The 18,150-nt window shown below is 47.8% G+C and carries 16 protein-coding genes and 6 pseudogenes; 12 read left to right on the top strand and 10 right to left on the bottom strand.

What is annotated here, in order from left to right; all coding sequences use genetic code 11:
- Positions 1-232: 232 nt before the first annotated feature.
- Together mazF and IO95_RS21465 are read right to left on the bottom strand one after the other, a co-directional pair.
- The gene (mazF, locus tag IO95_RS21470) at positions 233-565 is read right to left on the bottom strand and encodes an endoribonuclease MazF (protein ID WP_023492663.1); all 333 of its coding nucleotides are present in this window, start codon (positions 563-565) and stop codon (positions 233-235) included.
- Positions 566-814 (bottom strand): AbrB/MazE/SpoVT family DNA-binding domain-containing protein, encoded by a 249-nt coding sequence (locus tag IO95_RS21465; RefSeq protein WP_023492664.1) that lies wholly within the window; start codon positions 812-814, stop codon positions 566-568.
- A gap of 414 nt (positions 815-1,228) precedes the next feature.
- On the opposite strand from IO95_RS21465, the pseudogene IO95_RS26565 reads away from it, so the two are divergent.
- Positions 1,229-1,390: pseudogene (locus IO95_RS26565) on the top strand (transposase domain-containing protein); the annotation flags it as partial.
- Positions 1,391-1,453: 63 nt separating this feature from the next.
- Here IO95_RS26565 and IO95_RS21455 read toward each other — a convergent pair.
- Positions 1,454-2,470, bottom strand: coding sequence for a nickel/cobalt transporter (locus tag IO95_RS21455; protein ID WP_037384791.1), 1,017 nt, complete (start codon positions 2,468-2,470; stop codon positions 1,454-1,456).
- 270 nt (positions 2,471-2,740) lie between these two features.
- On the opposite strand from IO95_RS21455, the gene IO95_RS21450 reads away from it, so the two are divergent.
- The 7 genes and pseudogenes from IO95_RS21450 to IO95_RS25430 form a co-directional block, all read left to right on the top strand.
- Positions 2,741-3,229, top strand: coding sequence for a DUF2946 domain-containing protein (locus IO95_RS21450; protein WP_152554915.1), 489 nt, complete (start codon positions 2,741-2,743; stop codon positions 3,227-3,229).
- 290 nt (positions 3,230-3,519) lie between these two features.
- Entirely contained in the window at positions 3,520-5,514 is a 1,995-nt protein-coding gene (locus tag IO95_RS21445; protein ID WP_369794339.1) for a TonB-dependent receptor domain-containing protein, read from the top strand.
- Positions 5,515-5,754: 240 nt separating this feature from the next.
- A complete protein-coding gene (locus IO95_RS21440; protein WP_037384788.1) occupies positions 5,755-6,471 on the top strand; it encodes a hypothetical protein in 717 nt (238 codons plus the stop codon).
- A gap of 295 nt (positions 6,472-6,766) precedes the next feature.
- A pseudogene (locus tag IO95_RS24525) lies at positions 6,767-6,987 on the top strand (transposase); the annotation flags it as partial.
- 266 nt (positions 6,988-7,253) lie between these two features.
- Positions 7,254-8,477 carry a zinc metallochaperone GTPase ZigA gene (zigA, locus tag IO95_RS21435; protein WP_023492827.1) on the top strand — a complete coding sequence of 408 codons (1,224 nt, stop codon included), beginning with the start codon at positions 7,254-7,256 and terminating at the stop codon, positions 8,475-8,477.
- Between the two features lie 204 nt (positions 8,478-8,681).
- Entirely contained in the window at positions 8,682-9,329 is a 648-nt protein-coding gene (zinT, locus tag IO95_RS21430; RefSeq protein ID WP_037384785.1) for a metal-binding protein ZinT, read from the top strand.
- Between the two features lie 62 nt (positions 9,330-9,391).
- Positions 9,392-9,520 (top strand): annotated as a pseudogene (locus IO95_RS25430) (IS630 family transposase); the annotation flags it as partial.
- Between the two features lie 157 nt (positions 9,521-9,677).
- Here IO95_RS25430 and IO95_RS21420 read toward each other — a convergent pair.
- From IO95_RS21420 to IO95_RS24515, 3 genes and pseudogenes are all read right to left on the bottom strand, one after another.
- Positions 9,678-10,529, bottom strand: a pseudogene (locus tag IO95_RS21420) (DUF4942 domain-containing protein).
- 83 nt (positions 10,530-10,612) lie between these two features.
- On the bottom strand, positions 10,613-10,978 hold the full coding sequence (locus IO95_RS26360) for a DUF5983 family protein (RefSeq protein ID WP_037384783.1): 366 nt from the start codon (positions 10,976-10,978) through the stop codon (positions 10,613-10,615).
- Positions 10,975-11,121: pseudogene (locus IO95_RS24515) on the bottom strand (TA system toxin CbtA family protein); the annotation flags it as partial. The gene IO95_RS26360 and the pseudogene IO95_RS24515, both read right to left, overlap by 4 nt.
- Positions 11,122-11,130: 9 nt before the next feature.
- Between IO95_RS24515 and IO95_RS21410 the strand changes: the two are divergent.
- Positions 11,131-11,628 (top strand): hypothetical protein, encoded by a 498-nt coding sequence (locus tag IO95_RS21410; protein ID WP_037384781.1) that lies wholly within the window; start codon positions 11,131-11,133, stop codon positions 11,626-11,628.
- A gap of 254 nt (positions 11,629-11,882) precedes the next feature.
- On the opposite strand, the gene IO95_RS21405 is transcribed toward IO95_RS21410, so the two are convergent.
- From IO95_RS21405 to tnpB (IO95_RS21390), 4 genes and pseudogenes are all read right to left on the bottom strand, one after another.
- A complete protein-coding gene (locus tag IO95_RS21405) occupies positions 11,883-12,863 on the bottom strand; it encodes a toll/interleukin-1 receptor domain-containing protein (protein WP_023492581.1) in 981 nt (326 codons plus the stop codon).
- 282 nt (positions 12,864-13,145) lie between these two features.
- Positions 13,146-13,772 (bottom strand): annotated as a pseudogene (locus IO95_RS21400) (phospholipase D-like domain-containing protein); the annotation flags it as partial.
- 62 nt (positions 13,773-13,834) lie between these two features.
- A complete protein-coding gene (locus IO95_RS21395) occupies positions 13,835-15,328 on the bottom strand; it encodes an IS66 family transposase (RefSeq protein ID WP_051791328.1) in 1,494 nt (497 codons plus the stop codon).
- A gap of 54 nt (positions 15,329-15,382) precedes the next feature.
- Positions 15,383-15,694 carry an IS66 family insertion sequence element accessory protein TnpB gene (tnpB, locus tag IO95_RS21390; RefSeq protein ID WP_037383168.1) on the bottom strand — a complete coding sequence of 104 codons (312 nt, stop codon included), beginning with the start codon at positions 15,692-15,694 and terminating at the stop codon, positions 15,383-15,385.
- A 100-nt stretch (positions 15,695-15,794) separates the two neighbouring features.
- Here tnpB (IO95_RS21390) and IO95_RS21385 point away from each other — a divergent pair, with 100 nt between their 5' ends.
- The 3 genes from IO95_RS21385 to IO95_RS21375 are packed head-to-tail and all read left to right on the top strand — an operon-like array spanning position 15,795 to position 18,121.
- Complete coding sequence (locus tag IO95_RS21385) at positions 15,795-16,091, top strand: hypothetical protein (RefSeq protein WP_037387189.1); 297 nt, start codon at positions 15,795-15,797, stop codon at positions 16,089-16,091.
- Positions 16,091-16,459: an IS66 family insertion sequence element accessory protein TnpB gene (tnpB, locus tag IO95_RS21380; protein WP_037385264.1), complete on the top strand. Its 369-nt coding sequence runs from the start codon at positions 16,091-16,093 to the stop codon at positions 16,457-16,459. Before IO95_RS21385 ends, tnpB (IO95_RS21380) begins: the two co-directional genes overlap by 1 nt.
- Positions 16,460-16,504: 45 nt before the next feature.
- A complete protein-coding gene (locus tag IO95_RS21375; RefSeq protein WP_037386844.1) occupies positions 16,505-18,121 on the top strand; it encodes an IS66 family transposase in 1,617 nt (538 codons plus the stop codon).
- Positions 18,122-18,150: the final 29 nt, after the last annotated feature.

The raw sequence follows: 18,150 nt of genomic DNA, 5'->3' as shown, positions 1-18,150 counted from the left end.
ATAAATACAGAATATCGATGCGGACTCGGAATAAACCAATAAGGCCTATGTTATTTAAAGATATTATTTTTCGATAATTCAAGGGGCCACCAATAGGGCACCCGGATGGTTTGGCATCAAAAAGGGAATAGGTTCGATACTGTTTTCTCCTGTCAGAGTATTAAATGTGGTTCAGGGTGGTTCCAAAACACGGCCCCATATCAAGCATCAGTTATCTTCCGGCGCGTATCCATCATCCGATTAGCGCCTTGGCTTTAGCTCTAATCTCTGCCAGTTCAGCAGGCGTCACTGTGCCTTTTTTAGTTATCTTCCTCGCTCTCCAGTCAACACAGGTCACTTGGTCAGCAAGGGCTACGCTTTCGCGGCTGCCCGATAATTCTACCTCAAAGGGGTAACCTTTAACCTTCGTGGTGCAGGGAACACAAAGCAGCAGGCCAACGGGATTATTATAGGAAAAAGGGCTAAGCACAACGGCTGGGCGGTAACCTCCCTGTTCGTGGCCTTCTACTGGATCAAAATCAATCCAGATCAGATCCCCGCAAGTGGGAACAAAGCGTGAAACCATTTAGAGTAATTCCTTTCCAACGGGTACACCGAAAGTTACCTTTTCGTGAAGGTTCTCTGGTGTGATGCCGGATAACAGCGACTCGAGGGAATATTCTTGCGTTTTTACCGGGATCAAAACGATCTGCCCCTCCTCGTTTATTTTCAAATCAAGTTTGTCTTCAACATGCAATGCTGCCGCTTGCATGATGCTGGCCGGTATCCTGATTGATGGGCTGTTACCCCATTTCTTTAACGTTACAGTAGCCATTTTCATTACCTCTCTTAAGCAAGTATATACACTGTATAGGATACACAATGTATCTACAACTGTAATAATTAATACATCAGGAGTTTCTGAACTGCCGAGAGTACGGTTGGGGATGTCAGTGGGTTTGGATATGCGGTTAATGTTTGGCGAAAATATCGTTCATCTGTAAGCGTGGCTAGTACCACACCTTCCGTTTAATGCGATGAGATATCATGCTCTTGTCTTTCAAATTCACAGAAGATGAGAGGCAATATGGCAAAGAAGAACCCTTGAACTCCCGAGGTGTAGTGTGAATTATTCAACGCACAGCAACGCTCCGGGCTCAATCAATCTAAGTTCTGCAAACGACACAACATCACACGCAGTGCTTTTTTCAATGCCAAAAAACGATTGGCACTCGACAGCACACCACAAGATAAACGGCTGGAGCGTGCCATCAAGCCATTTGTCATTGGCAGAAAAAATTGGATGCTGTCAAACACGCGCAGCGGTTCGCGGTCGTATAGTCTTGTTGAAACGGCAAAAGCCAATGGGCTTGTTCCCTTTGACTACCTGATACAGGTGTTTACCCAACTGCTGACCCTTGCCGATGAGAGTGAACTGGCATCGCTACCAGTTAGCAATGGTACACATGCACTCTTAGCAACCTGCAGAAATAAAATCACCATTGAAGCTGACTGGGATCACGGAGTTGAATAAGACCAACGCAAACAACAGTAGAATGATCCCCCCCGTCATCATGACTACTCGTGCAACCTGCGGAAGATAAGCATTCAAGACGGCACTACTGGTATTAATAATGAAACGCTCCCGCAGATGGTGCACAAGTGTTGCCAAGATCATAATCGAGAGCGCGGTGCCCAACGCCATACTCATGGCGGAAATCACTCCCCAGGTAAATATGCCAACTGCATTGGCAAAAACCAGGATCATAATTGCACCACTACAAGGGCGTATACCGATGGCGGCAATTACCCAAAGAGTATGGCGCCAGTCACCCGTCAGTTCACTGACACTAGGTAAATGCCGATGTCCGCAATCGCACTGTCCATTGTGACTGTATCCTCGTGAGGCTATAGCAGAGGGTAATACGGATGATCCCTGTAATATACGGAATGCCGATGGTCTTTTCGTAGATGATCTATGCGACTGCATTCCGCTGGCACGGCATAAAAGTATCAGACCAAAACAGGCTATGAACACAGCGCTCCCTTTCTCTACCCAATAGCGACTAAGGCTAAGATCGCCCATTGAAAAATTGAGGGTAATCGCTAATATCAGAACGAATAGGATAGCCATCAAGCCTTGCAACAGGCTACCGAGTAGAGTAATCAAAAGACTACGCGGCAACTGTTGTCGATGAGTGGCCAGATAGGTAGTGATGACAAACTTACCGTGTCCTGGCCCAATCGAGTGAAGAAATCCATAGGCAAAACTACCCAATGCCAGCATCACTCCACCGCGGTATTGATGTTCCCGTTGTTGCAAAAGGTAAGTTATCAGAGAACGGTGCATGTAAATCTGCATATTGATGCAAAACTGCACGAAATCAGCCCAGTGATGAATAACTAAACACAACGATACAACGAGTAGTATTCCTACCATTCCGATGCCAATAGTGCTTTTCAGCGTTATGTTTACCGATTGTGTTCTCATGACTTGTCAAGTTTGCGTTATGTTATCTTGTAAAGCATAACCTGAACGACAGGATCTACAAGTTGCGCATAGGGCACCTTGGTTTTCTGCCACTTTTAGTGTCAGATACAGCATCTGGTGATCCTTCGGATTTGTGTAGGATTGGAGATGGGATTTCGTATTGAACCATGATCAACTTCTTTATTTTGATAGATGAATAGAGTTTTTGTAACAATCCCCTTTCTCATTCGGTACTATAGCGCAACATTTTTTTAAAGTGCGGTTGTTCGGGTGCTATCGCTTTTTTCACTTTCTCGCCGCCAGTCCCCCATTTATCTGGCGTTGCTGGCAATACTGATGTTGTTCGTGGCTCCAGTGATTTCGAAATCGCTGGATCACCAGCGTGCCAGTCAGCCTTGTTCGGCAGCGATCGCCAGCACACACAATAATATGCCTGATATGGCGGCCATGCATCACGCCATGCCAGGTATGGAGCATGAGCTCCATGCTTCTTTGGACAGTGCCTGCGCTGTCTCCCAGAGCATGTCCCACCACCTGGCTTCAAAGCCGGGCAGTTCACCGATGGAGGACATCGCCTGCGGCTATTGTCAGCTCCTCATTCACTTACCGCTGATTCAGACTGTTTTCATTCCTTTTATCTGGCTGATACGGCTTGTTTCACAGGCACCGTTTTTGCCTGTCATTGTTGCTCCGTTACTGTCCGCTTGTTACTCCGAATACCAGCCCCGAGCACCGCCTAGCCTGTTTTCACTGCATTAAGTTTTGCCGTTCAGCAAGACAATAATTTACCGATCGCGAAACAGAGCCGGATACAGGCTCACCGTTTTGCGACGCTCTATGTTGGCCATTCCATATGGTGGTCAGCGAGTGCCTGCTTGGGAAAGGCAGGCCGATAAAAACAGGCTTTAACCATGAAAAATACTCGATTCTCTTTATCACCGCTGGCAACGATGATGGCCTTGATGTTCACCTTACCCGCGTTTGTTCAGGCTGAAGACGGCCATGAAGGACATCAGAATAGCGCGGCTACCCCAGATGATGCATCGGTAATGGTGGTTACTGCACCAGCCATTTCTCCACTGACGATCGTGACTTCACCTAAAACACCGCGCCAGCCGGTTCCGGCCAGTGACGGGTCTGATTATCTGAAAACCATTCCGGGGTTTTCTCAAATCCGTAACGGCGGAACCAATGGCGATCCGGTTTTTCGCGGTATGTTCGGTTCGCGTTTGCGCCTTTTGACCAACGGCAGTGAAATGCTCGGAGCCTGTCCCGCGCGTATGGATGCACCGAGCTCCTATATTTCACCGGAAAGTTTTGATCTGCTGACGCTGACCAAGGGGCCACAAACGGTGCTTTGGGGGCCGGGTAACTCTGCAGGAACCGTGCATTTCGAACGTGAGCGACCTTCTTTTGAGAAAGCCGGTATTCAGGGGGATGCCAGCCTGCTCGGGGCATCAAATAATCGTTGGGATCAAAATGCGGATCTCAGTCTGGGGAATGAGCAAGGTTACCTGCGCCTGATCGGCAACAAATCACGTTCTGACGACTACAAGGATGGTAACAACCAGCGAGTTCCTTCTCAGTGGGATAAGTGGAACGCGGATATGGCACTGGGGTGGACGCCGGATAAAGACACCTGGCTGGAGCTGACCGCAGGGCAAGGCGATGGCGAAGCGCGTTATGCCGGGCGCAGTATGGATGGTTCGCAATTCAAACGCGAAAGCCTAGGGATGCGCTTTGAAAAGTCCAACATCGGGGACATGTTCGACAAATTTGAAGCCAGCACTTATTACAATTATGCCGACCATATCATGGACAATTTTTCGTTGAGATCACCCGGCAGTATGTTAATGGGCGGCATGGGTTCGTCCATGGGCGCCATGCACGACAGTTCATCAATGAGCATGGGGACGTCATCGGCTATGGACATGTCATCCTCAATGAACACGGCGAGCAGTTCGAGCATGAATATGAGCATGCCCATGGCTATGCAACTTGATCGCCGGACCGTCGGTGGCCGCATGATGGGAACTTGGCTGTGGAGCGATATCAAACTTGAAAGCGGCGCAGACATGCAACAGAACACGCACCGTAATAAAGAAAGCGATAGCTGGGTGAAAGATGCTCGCTTCCGTAATTATGGCGTTTTTAGTGAGTTGACCTGGACAGCCACCGATCAGGATAAAGTCGTTAGCGGTGCGCGTCTGGATCGTGTGTTGGTAGATAACTTTACCGACACCGGCCTTGCAGGACGTAACGATGTGTTACATGCCGGGTTTGCCCGCATAGAACACTCGCTGGCAGACATGCCACTGATGCTGTATGCCGGTGTGGGTTATACCGAGCGTTTCCCTGATTATTGGGAACTGTTCTCTCCAACCTATGGGCCTGGTGGCAATACCAGCTCCTTTAATAGTGTAAAAGCGGAGAAAACCACTCAGTTGGATATAGGTGCACAGTACAGCACCAAGAAACTGAACGGGTGGGTGTCCGCCTACGTTGGGCATGTTAACGACTTTATTCTGTTCCGTTATGATCCCAACAATGCGCGCGTTAGCGAAGCCGATAACGTTAATGCCCGTATTACGGGGGGAGAGACTGGCTTCAGTTATAAACTGACGGACAGTTGGAAAACCGAGACCAGCCTTGCTTATTCGTGGGCTGAAAATACCCGTGACAGCAGACCATTGCCACAAATCCCACCGCTGGAAGCCCGCCTAGGGCTGTCATGGGAAAAAGGGGACTGGAGCAGTGCCGGTTTGTTGCGTCTGGTCAGCAGCCAGAACCGGATCGCCGAGAATGAAGGAAATGTCGTTGGCAAGGATTTTGCCGCCAGCCCGGGTTTTGCGGTCTTTTCTGCGAATGCGGCGTACAAAGTCAATCAGTACGTCAAAGTCAGCACGGGTGTCGATAACCTGTTCAACAAGGATTACAGCGAACACCTGAACCTTGCTGGAAACAGCAGTTTCGGCTATTCCGCGAATACGTCTGTTAATGAACCGGGGCGCACCTTGTGGGCAAAAGTTAACGTGAAGTTCTAACCCTTGTGATCTCGCCTTGGCGGTCGCCGCCAAGGCGATCAATTTTTTTGATAATCAATGGGTTTTTAGTTTTGGATTGCTTCGAATATCGTTGATAGTCAGTCCTTCATATTCTCATGGGGATAATGCCTTGTTATTACGTCATATTTTATTTTTTAGCGTCTCGACTGCTCACTTAAAAAATGGTTCTAGCGCGACTAGTATGTTCAGTTCAACCTTAACACTAATAACTATATCATCATGAAAAACTGGAAAAAATTCGCTTTAAAACTTCATCGCTATCTTTCTTACCTTATGTTCATTCAGCTTTTTTTATGGATACTAGGTGGGGTTGTTTTCTCCGTTATTCCTTTTAATGAAATCACTAAAAGTGGGAACGTTTTGGTCAAGCCAACGGTGATACTCCCTACAGGCTGGCAAAAGCATCTATCAACCTTAGGCAGTGAAGATATAACTAACATCACAACTTTCGTCAGCGCCATTGGTCCTGCTTATCGACTTCAGCAAGCATCAGGAAATGTTCTCACCATGACCATTGATGGCCAATCTTTCCCGCAAGTAACAGAGGAACAGGTTTCACAATTTGCAAAAACACTGCACCAGGGGGAGGGGAAAATTCAGCGGATAAAGCGCCTTGATAGCACAGAATACCGCTTAGGTATTGTTGATGAGATGTACGGAAAGAAGGGGGTCTGGCAAGTCCAGTTCGATGATGACTATGGTACTCGCCTCTATTTCGATGGCAGGACGGGGGAATATTTATCGGCACGTAATAACTTCTGGGCTCTTTACGATTTTTTCTGGCGTTTGCATATAATGGATTACCGTGACGGTGAGAGCTTTAATGGCATTTTGTTGCGCATATCGGCCATCGTAGCGCTATTTTTTACACTTTCGGGGATGCTCCTGACCTTTCTTGCTATAAAACGCAATATCAAGGGGGTATTACGACGTTAATACAATCCAACATGTCTTCTTGATGGAAGACATGTTGGAAAGAAAGCCTCAGTCGACCAGTATGATCATCGAAACGCGTCAAATGCGCCTCTTAATACGGCGGTTCTTATACGCCACACCGTATCTTTTTGTTTACAATGTCATTTGGTGAATGGTTCAGGTTTTTTAAATATTCCATTTAAAATCAGTTGGATATGCATTCTCAGAATGCGTAAGCGTAAACCCAGCGCCGTGCGTAGTCATTAAGCCAGTACTGGTAACTTAGACGTCCATCTGTACAGACGGACATCTAAGTATGGGATCCCAATCCTGGCGAAAGATCCCCGTAAGAATTATTCGAATGACTTCAAGCTCCGTATGGTTGAACTGGCTTCCCGTCCCGGAGCTTGCGTTGCTCAGATTGCCCGTGAAAACGGCGTCAATGATAACGTTATCTTCAAATGGCTACGGCTTTGGCAGGATGAAGGCCGTATATCACGCCGCCTTCCGGCAACAGTCGAATCTTCATCATCACCGACTACCCTTCGTCTTCATGCCTAACTGGCGCTGGATGGCACGATAATCGTGTGCACAGTACTGGTCATAAATCTTGGCGTTGACAACCCAAGGCCCCGGATAAATTGTCACTGTCGAACTGGTAATTACATTTATAACGTTATAACATAACAAATAAAGCAAAAATTGATGCTTCTCAAACGTCTGGGGAGATTTATCTCAACCAGCAGACGTGACAGATGGGCTGGTTAAAATCTGTCAATAATATGGTAGGAGAACCGTAAGCGATGTCAGACGTTTCAGTAGAGATGAAAAAAGATAGCCGACTACCCGTTACCGTTTTATCTGGCTTCTTGGGAGCAGGAAAGACCACGCTGCTCAATCATATCTTAAATAACCGTGAAGGCAGGCGCATTGCAGTTATCGTTAACGATATGTCTGAAGTGAACATCGATGCGGCCTTGGTCAGAAATGGTGGTGCAGAACTTTCCCGGACAGAAGAAAAGCTTGTAGAGATGACCAACGGCTGCATCTGCTGCACGCTACGCGAAGATCTGTTACTGGAAGTGAACCGGATGGCCAAAGAGGGGCGTTTCGACCAGTTGGTGATCGAATCAACCGGGATTTCGGAACCTTTACCGATTGCTGAAACCTTTACCTTTGCCGGTGATGATGGAGAAAGTCTGTCGCAGGTTGCCAAACTGGACACCATGGTAACGGTTGTAGATGCCTGGAATTTTTTAAACGATTATGAATCTGAAGACAGTATTCAATCACGCGGTGAATCTTTAGGGGAAGAGGACGAACGCTGCGTTGTAGACCTGCTTATTGAGCAAATTGAGTTCTGTGACGTGCTTATCCTCAACAAAACCGATCTGATAGATCAGGCTCAGAAAGAGCGACTCGTCGCCATTATCCGCTCTCTTAATCCCGTGGCAAAAATCATCAACGCGCAATATAGCGTGGTTCCACTGGATCAGGTACTTAACACGGGTCTGTTTGATTTCGATAAGGCGGCACAGGCCCCCGGTTGGTTGAAAGAATTACGTGGTGAACATCTGCCTGAAACTGAGGAATACGGTATATCCAGCTTTGTATTCCGGGCTCGTCGTCCCTTTCACCCCACCCGATTCTGGCAGATCATGGAAAATGAGTTGGCCGGTGTCATCAGGTCAAAAGGATATTTCTGGCTCGCCAGCCGCCCGGAATATGCCGGTACATGGTCACAGGCAGGGGGTGTAGCACATCAGGGGCTTGGGGGAATGTGGTGGGTAAGCGTTCCGCAAGAGGAGTGGCCAACGGATACAGAATCCCGCAACTTTATCGCCTCCCATTGGGTTGATAACGTAGGAGATGCTCGTCAGGAGCTGGTTTTTATCGGGATGGAAATGAATGAAAACGTATTACGCATCCGACTTGATGCCGCGCTACTCACGGACCAGGAAATGGCGGAAGGGCCCGAGAAGTGGCGCACCTATCCAGACCCTATCGAGCCTTGGTATGAAGAGTGATATTACGTATCCAACTCAACCGGATATCAAAGGTATATACTTGAAATAATTCGCGTTGTTTGTAGGCGGCAAGCGCTGACCAGCAGGGTAAGTGACAAATCTGCTTGCAGCAGCCCCGCACTTTGTGGGCCAAGTAATGCAGCCAACACCCAAGCAACTTGAAGTATGAAGGATACATTATAATTAACTAATCAGGAGTAATTGATGACACCGAATATTATCCCTACCCACCTACTCGGCTTAGCAATATTACTGACTGGCATTCCATCATTTGCCAACGCCCATAGTCATGGAATACCGCTAACCGAAGTGGAACAAAAAGCCAGTGAAGGTATTTTTGAGGATAAAGAAGTAAAAGACAGAAAGCTGAGCGATTGGGATGGCGTTTGGCAGTCGTTAAATTCTTATTTACTAAATGGGGATTTAGATCCTGTTTTAGCTCAAAAAGCGAAAAAAGGCGATAAAACGCAGGAAGAGTACAAAGCTTATTATAAAGAGGGCTATGCGACAGATGTTGATATGATAGGCATCGAGAACAATGTCATTGATTTTCATAAGGGTGATGCCGTTAATTCATGTAAGTACGCATACTCAGGATTTAAAATATTGAATTACCCTTCTGGTAAAAAGGGCGTGCGTTATCTGTTTGAATGCCAAGACAGTCAGTCCAAAGCACCTAAATATGTTCAATTTAGCGACCATATTATCGGACCACGAAAATCTCAGCACTTTCATATTTATACTGGTGATAAGTCTCAGGATATTTTACTGAAAGAGATGAATAACTGGCCTACTTATTATCCATATTCCTTAAGTAAAGAACAAATTGTCCATGAAATGCTGGCCCATTAATTTACCCCTTGATCATTGAAAATGCTTGATTTTGTTCGCTACGAGGATCATGGCTTTTTGCCATGATGATATTTATCACCGCAGAACAGAAAATCGAACTCGAACGCCTACATGATTCCAGTAAGGATAAGCTCGTTTGTGATCGCATAAAAGCTGTCCCTCTTGCTTCTGAAGGCTGGAGTTCTGTGATGTTCAAGTTAATCGGGTATAATCCCTGCAATGATCGCGTATTTCCCTTTATAAGCGTTTGCTTTTGGAACTTAACCGGCAGCCAGATTTAATAGTGCCCTACCAGAGGGCACCCTTAGATAAAGTTACAGCCAATGCAATCTCACATGTACCGTTGGCTTATACCCGTTCCGGCAGCACGCCAGGGTAATGTTTGGCAATAATATCGTTCATCTTGTCCATCAACTCAGGCTTTCTAAATGTCAGATGCGCTGACCCCTTCATGAAATATTTGATTGTAAAATACTCATCTTCATAAACCTCCGCCCTCAGTCGGTGGGCACTGATATGATCATACAGCCGAGCGGTGACATCCCTCCGATTATCCGGTATCGCTTTGCCCTCCAACAGGAACAACATTCGTTCAAGATCCGCTAATTGGTCCCGCCGGTAACTGTGGTTCAGCGTAAACCCCCATTGGTTGTAACTTACCAAACCGTTGACGATCACTTTCTTGCCAAATTTGCAGGGATGGTTGCTTTTGTAATCCCAGGAGAGCGATTTGAAGACGTTGATCACCCCTCGCTCGAATACTTCATCTTTGTTCTGATGCAGGTGCTCAAAGGTACTGAGTATGCTGGCTTCGCTGATGGCAGGAATAGTATCCCCCTCTAGGTTTCTGTACCACTGGTCACGGGCTTGAGCGTCCATCAAACTCAGCATGCCGGAGCGCTTCATCAGATCCCGCCATATAACGCGATCAAGATTGCGGGTGATCACTTTCATGGCCGTTTCTGCTTTTTCCATAAGCCAGCAACCGCAGCGGAAGTCTTGTCGCATGGCCCAATCTCTTGCCACTCCACCGCCAATACTGCTGGTGATGGCCTAGATACTCTCAAGCTGGTGAATAAGGGCTTTGATCTGTTCCAGCGCGGCATTACGACCAGTAACGATACGTTCAATGCTGGTGGAACAGATAACTTCGGTATGGCCGGTTAACACTTCTGGTTCAGTGTGGGTGAATGCTGACATGATTTAGTTTCCTTTATTTAAGCAAAACGCCACCCAGTGGGTAGCGTTGATGCTTGTTTAGGGGGAATACGTTATGGCGGTTATTACGTTGACTGATTTGCCATGGACTGAAGGTTGAGAACCATGTTCAAGGCCTGTTCCACACAAGGCAACAGTTTGCTGGAGTCGGTCATCTTTTCATCGTTATCGAAGATGAGCGTTGAGTGACAATCAATATTGTCCTGCAACCAGTCAATGAGGATTTGTAGCCCTTCTGCAAGGGGTAATGAGCAAGGCGAAGTCACACTGGCGTATTCGGATCCACTGGTTTTCTGCAGCGAATAACCGTGGTTATTGACCGCCTTCATCAATTCAGCCAGCTCGATACTATCAACATCAACGGCTATCCTCCCCATGTTCAATCCCAGTACGAGGATACTGTCGGCTTCAATATTCAGGTCGATTTTCACGGATGTGTCACCTGTCGTTGATTTTTACCATTGGTGATATGGGTGATGGCCTTGTAACCCCGGCGTTTCATCAACCCCGTTGCCTGTCTGGCCCGGAGAATATCGATAGGCGTAATAAACGGTGATTGTTCGCGGATACTCCACTGGAACGGATGCTGCAGGATCGCCAACAACTTTTAAGCGAATTGCGCAGCATACCGGAATTTGAGCATTGCGTGGGGGCATATTGGTATCTTGAATATGGCCATCAAAAAGGCTATTACCTGCATGGCACGTTTTTCTTCCCTACCGAAGATCCTGACACCGGGCCGATACTGGCGAAACACATCGGTGAATACTGGCAAAACACGGTGACAAAAGGTGATGGCTGTTACCATGCAAATACCCGTGTGCAAACCGAGTATCAGTATCCTGGCTGCCTTTTCGTGCAACAAGGCGATAACGATATGCTTAAGCAGTTGGAATGGTGGTTGATATGCATGACCTATGTGGATCAATTCTTCCCATTGGCGTTGCCTGAAGGGCAACACGCATTCGACACACAGCCCTATGTCTATTATTTACGCTCACAGAGTGATTGGACGGAAACCTCTCTCTACGAAGCAGAAATGATGAACGAATGGGTCGATAAGATGCGCAAAAAAGCGTAACGCGTTACCGGGTGAACTGCGCCACTACGGCAAGGATGCTGGTGGAGATGTGGTGCAGTTCACAATAGATGTGGCAGATTTGTTTAATCAGGTCTACGAGCATTTTCAGCAGCATAAAGTACAAAAATTTTTGTTAGCAGTGCTTTTGCTTGTGGCTATGACAACAGTCACCCATCACAAACGCTACATTCTGAATACGTGACTTCAAAGTTCCTGCAATCCCTACCCTGTACCAACGTCTGGTAAGTGAGTGTTTAGCGGGAACGCTGCTGAATTGAGTTAAAAAACATATCCCAGAGATGCTCAGCCATTCCTTCATTGGTAAGCAGTGAATCCTGCGAGCCCCTAGAACCCAAAAAACCCATCATTGGACGGAAACCAAGAATTTGCCCATTATCAGCAACTCTCAGACTTTCATTACAACTATTGTGGCTCACGCCATTCTGACTGTAGCAAATATCACCCAATCCCATATTTCGACTGCCGCGCCAAATACCACACTGACCAACTTTGCTACCATTTATATAAACAGCACAATTGAAGGAATCAGCGTCACGTTGGTAAAAATCAACTTCTAACCCCGCATGGCGCTTTTTGAGTTCGGCCAATGAATTTTCGAAAAAACGGGCAACATATTCGAAACCCTCACGGCAGGCCCGATCTTTATCGAGATCGGTAAAACTCTTTGAAAGAGAAAGGTTGCTAGATCGCGGCGTAAATATAGTATTTGTCGCCTGAAGACCTGGGTGGATTGAAGCAGGAGAATGAACATTTACACTCTGCTGAGGCTTTTTCGTCTCCATTTCTGCAATGGCACGAGATACCGCATCAACAACCTGAACATAACCTTCATCGTGGCTGGCAAATTTAGTTATGGGCTTACCGTCGATTGTCGCCGCCATAATGCTACCAAATGGCAACCGATGCCAGGCGCAATCTCTTAATATCACCGGGATGACTACTGCCTCGCCCCGCTGATGACGCTCTAGCGCGTTAGCCATCTCAACCTGATAGCAGTAATCAGACGCGATGAAATCGCTACTGATCAGCAGCAGAATAATATCAGCCTCGGAAAAATACTGGTCAATCTGGTGTTCAAACTCCTGCCCTGGAACGATGCGGCGATCATGCCACGTGGTGATCTTTCCCATCCGCTTCAAGGGCGACAGATGTTTTTCAAGCTCATTGCGTAATGCTTCATCCGCATGGGAATAGGAGAAAACGAGAGTAGTCATAGATGCAAGAAACCCCGATAGATAAAAACGTAAATACCGTCATTTTACGCCATAAACGTGAAAGAGTAATCCCCGTTTACTGTAAGTGATTACCCCTGAAATCAACCTTTCATCTGCAAAGCGTTACAACATAGCCAAGCAGAAGCGTAATCTCCCCGTTTGTAACCAAGAGTCTAACCCTACTACTTGGCACCGGGTTCCAATGAATATGGTGATTCATCGCATTGGCTTTAACTTTGGTACGCCGAACACCGATACCGTCCAAAATTACTAGCTTCAATCTTACAACTGACGCTGTTCCAAGCTGGTATAAATCGTTTTGATTTCACTTTTTAAGCTCTCGCCACGGTACACCATCGACGTATCGTACCGTTGATACTTCTCCTCTCGCGCGGCGCTGAACCAGTTAAACGACCCGACACACAATAGCCCCTCGTCCCCTATAATAATTTTACTGTGAACACGATTGACCAGCTTCGTCGCGATGCCTATCTCGTTCAGTTTTTCCAGCGCAGCGTGAAGACGCTGCTGCTTCTCTTTGCGCTTTTCGTAATCGGCGTGTTCAGTATTGTAATTCTTGTCCGTAACCACGGTGATATCAATGCCGCGCGAGCGCGCTTGGATCATCGACGTCAGAAAGCCTGTTTGTTCCAGCTTTTGCCAGGTCAACCAAGGAGAGACGATGGTAATGTTCTTCCCAATAGTGCCGAAGGTCTGGTTCAGAAACGCATCATGCTGTGCTACACCGTGCAGTGTCGAGATTTGTGTCTGTGCCCCGCTTAAATCTTTACGTTCCTGATACTCAAAGTGCAATGCGTTGTTGTCTGAAGCAAACAGGTATTTTGCCAACAATCCTCGCGGCGAAGAGCCGGGTTGGATCTCAAACAGATCCATATCGCCGAAGACCAGTGTAAGCATCCGGTGGTCTCACCTTGCGTAAATAACCTTATTGGTTATTCTGTTCGTACTAATTAGGCGAAGGTGTTTTTTGCGAAGGGTAGCAGCTCGTCCAGTTGGCTATTTTTCCATGTCGGTATATGAGTAAGAACGAAGCTCAACCAGGTAAAGGGTTCTATACCATTGAGTTTGGCGGTTTGTAGCAGACTCATGATACCGGCCATGCGCTGCCCGGCCAGCAGTGAACCTGCAAAGAGCCAATTTTTTCTACCCAATGCCACAGGACGGATGCAGTTTTCAATATGGTTGTTGTCAATGGGGAGCGCGCCATCATCCAGATAACAGAGCAAGGCTGGCCAGCGTTTCAAGGCATGCAGGATAGCTTTGTGGATCCCCGAGTTACCAGGAACTTGATGTTGTTGTGCTAATAACAGGGCATGCAGCGTAGCCAGATGCGGTTTGGCATAACGGTTTCGCCATCGTTGCCGATTTTGGGTTGTTCGCGTTTTTATCAACCGCTCTAACTTGTACAACTCGCGGATGCCGTCCAGTACGCGTTTGGCCAGTGGGTGATGGTTAACTTTGTATTGCTCAAAGAACTTACGTCTGACGTGGGCAAGGCACCCGGCTTCTTTTATTGCGCCAGAAGCAAAGAGTGATTTATAGCCAGCATAGTCATCAACAACCAACGTACCGGTAAAACCGGTCAAAAAAGTCTGTGCATAGCCCCCATTGCGTCCAGGTTGGCAATCAAACATCACCATACGCTGCTCTGCCGCTGCCGGAGAAGCATACGCCCAGAGATAACCACGCTGTGTGGTGCCTTTTTTACCTGCCAGCAGGGTGAGTGGCGTTTCATCAGCGTGCAATACCTTCTGCTCACAGAGTAACGCATGCAACCGTTCGACAAGGGGTTTGAGTGCAACACCCACTTTACCCATCCAGTCAGACAATGTACTGATTGGTAGTGTTATTCCATCGCGAGCGAAGATTTGGCTTTGCCGATACAGCGGAAGATGGTCAACACATTTATTGATGGTGATATGTGCCAATAAACCGGGGGCAGCCTGACCTTTATCAATCACCTGCGCCGGTAACTCGGCACTGTGTACCGTCTGGCAGCACGGGCAACTGTATTGTGGACGCACCGTTTTTCTGACAATAAATTGTGCCGGAATATAATCCAGTGTCTCGTTGATTTCATCACGGAGAAAACGCAGTGGATCACCGCACTGTGGGCAGTTTGCGCTCTCCGGCTCTAGCCTGATTTCTTCACGTGGCAAGTGAGCGGCTAATGCCTGGCGCTTGGGTTTATTTACCGTAGCCAGTGGTGCTGCGGGCAAGGTTTTTTCCAGTTCAGCTTCCAGCGCACTAATATCAGTTTCACTGTCCTCATCCAACAGGCTGAGCTGAGCGGGTGAGAAGTTTTCTGCCTTGCGTCCAAACCGGGCTTGACGTGCCTGAGCCAGCAACTCAGCCAGACGAGTATTCTCACGCTGGAGTTTTATCACCAGCGTGCGTAATTGGTCATTAGTCAGGTCGGACGGCAATGTCATCATGGCAATCATATTACCACATTGATTAAATATCATCATTTAAATCAAATGATTATGTGGTTATTTTTATTGCCACTTCGTCAAAATTTGGCCTTCGATCTGTTGCCAGTCAATGCCTTTTATCAACCACGAAAATTGCTCGGTGGTCAGTGTCCAGGTGGTGTCACCTTCTCGAGGCCAGACAAAATGACCGCGATGTAATCGACGTACCGCCAACCAGACCCCGTGCTTATCCCAGCGCAACAACTTGATGCGAGTGCGTGCTTTATTACAGAAAATAAACGCGGCTTCACTTTGCCAGGTCTGACCGAGATGTTCGGCAACATATTGGGTTAACTTATCCACCCCACACCGCATATCTACGGGCTGGCGAGCAATCCAGACGTGTTCAGGGTATGCGCCCTTAAATCAGCATCTGTTTTTTAACCACTGGCTGCGCAACACTGCCTCTGCATTTATTTAATACAGAGGTGCCATCATGAAGTCTCAACAGCGTGCCGACTATTGGCGTGAACAAATTACTCTCTGGCAGGCATCCGGCCTTTCTGGTCAGATTTTTTGCCAGCAACATCAACTCACTTACCACCAGTTTGTTTACTGGCGGCAAAAATATCGCATGCCCGAAGATCCCCTTTCACCCGGGTTTGCCAAAGTCACCGCCACGGTACCGGTCAATTCTGCCGAGCTGACACTCTCATTGCCCAATGGGCTGGTGATCACTGGCCTCAATGACAGCAATGTCACTTTGCTGGGCGCTATTCTCAGGCAACTCTGATGCGTAACCATCACTTACGCCCCGCGCTGGCGATGCCGCACATTTATCTTTATCGCGCCCCCATCGATTTTCGTAAGCAGGTGAATGGTCTGGCGGCACTGATTGAACAGGAACTGGGCCATAATCCCTTTACCGGGGCACTGTATGCCTTTACCAACCGTCAGCGCAATAAAATCAAATGTCTGATGTGGGAGGATAATGGCTTTGTTCTCTATTATAAGGCACTGGCCGAGGAGAAGTTTAAGTGGCCCAGCCTGGCTGATGACCTGTTGCCGCTGACCGGTGAACAGATTAATTGGCTGCTGGATGGTTACGATATCCGTCTGCTCAATGGACATAAAAAACTGCATTATGACAGGGTAAATTAAGCCGTGAACGTGCATTATCCGGCTGTTTTTGTTATTATTTCCCTCATGAAAAAGCCTGCTCCCCCATCAAGCAAACAACCTGACAACCGCAGTTTATCTGCGGTTGAGTTGGTGGTGGAATTACGTCAACAGCTTCAGTCTAAAGATGAAGTCATCCAATCAAAAGATGACGCTATCCAGCATCTGGAACGTTATGTCGCGTTGCTGGAAGAACAACTCCGGCTCAAAAGAGCCCAACAGTTTGCTGCCAGCAGCGAGCGCAACGCCGACCAGATTTCTCTGTTCGATGAAGCAGAACTGGAAGTGGCGATTGAGGCTTTATCAGCACAACTGCCCGAGGAAGAGGCCACGCCGTCCTCGCCGAAAAAGACCACCCGGCAGCGAGGTTTTTCCGATAACTTACTGCGTGAGCGGGTGGAGTTGTGCCTGTCCGACGAAGAAAAAGCCGGGGCCAGTCGCACTTTCTTCAGCAAGGTCAAAGAAGAGTTGGCCTATATTCCCGCCCAAATGAAAGTTATCGAATACTGGCAGGAAAAAGCGGTATTTGAGCGCGATGGTAACGAGGTTATCGTCGCGGCTCAGCGCCCGGTTCATCCGCTGGGTAAGTGTTTTGCCACCGTCTCGTTGTTGGCCTATATCATCGTGGCCAAGTATGCCGATGGCTTGCCGCTGTACCGCCTGGAAAGTATCGTGGCCCGCAGTGGCCACTCGGTAGCCCGCACCAATATGGCTCACTGGATCATCCGACTAGCCGAGGTATTTCAACCGCTGCTTAACTTAATGCGTGAAGTGCAAAACAGCAGTCGCTATCTGCAAATGGATGAAACACGCATTCAAGTGCTGAAAGAAGACGGTAAAACGGCCCAATCGGACAAATGGATGTGGGTGGTACGTGGGGGACCACCGGATAAACCGTCGGTCTTGTTTGATTATGACCCGAGTCGTGCGGGGAGCGTTCCCGTGCGTCTGTTGCAGGACTTTACGGGTATTTTGCAAACCGATGGTTATGCCGGCTATGCCGAGGTATGTCGTGAAAACCAACTGGTGCGTATTGGTTGTTGGGATCATGCTCGGCGCAAATATGTTGAAGCGGGCAAGGCGGTACCCAAAGGGAAAAAAACATCAAACACTGCGCCCACCAAGGCCGATGTGGCATTAGGGTACATTGGCAAACTGTACGGGATAGAACGCGCCATTCAGGGGCTTGCCGAACAGGATAAGTATCAGGCTCGCCAGCAACACAGCGTGCCTTTGCTTGCCACCTTCAAAGTGTGGCTGGAGAAAAATGTTGGTTCAGTGATGAAAGGCTCACTGACACGCCGGGCGATGGAGTACACGCTCAACCATTGGGCATCGCTGATCGGCTACTGCGAACACGGTTATCTGAATATCAGCAATGTGTTGGCGGAGAATGCGATACGCCCGTTTGCGGTGGGCAGAAAAGCGTGGTTGTTTGCCGACAGTTCTCAAGGGGCCCGAGCCAGTGCCTGCTGTTATTCCCTGATTGAAACAGCGAAAGCCAACAATCTGGAGCCAGCGGCCTATATCCAACATGTGCTGGAACGCATTGGTGAAGCCGATACGGTGGAAAAGATAGAAGCACTGTTACCGTGGAATGTTGACCTGGCTCCTTTTTCAAAAAATGTGCCGCAATATGAATAGGACAAATACGTCGATTTAACGGCGGTTAC

It is taken from the genome of Serratia sp. DD3 (assembly GCF_000496755.2).
The sequence above is the reverse complement of the archived record's forward strand: the minus strand, read 5'-3'. Positions and strand labels throughout refer to the sequence as shown.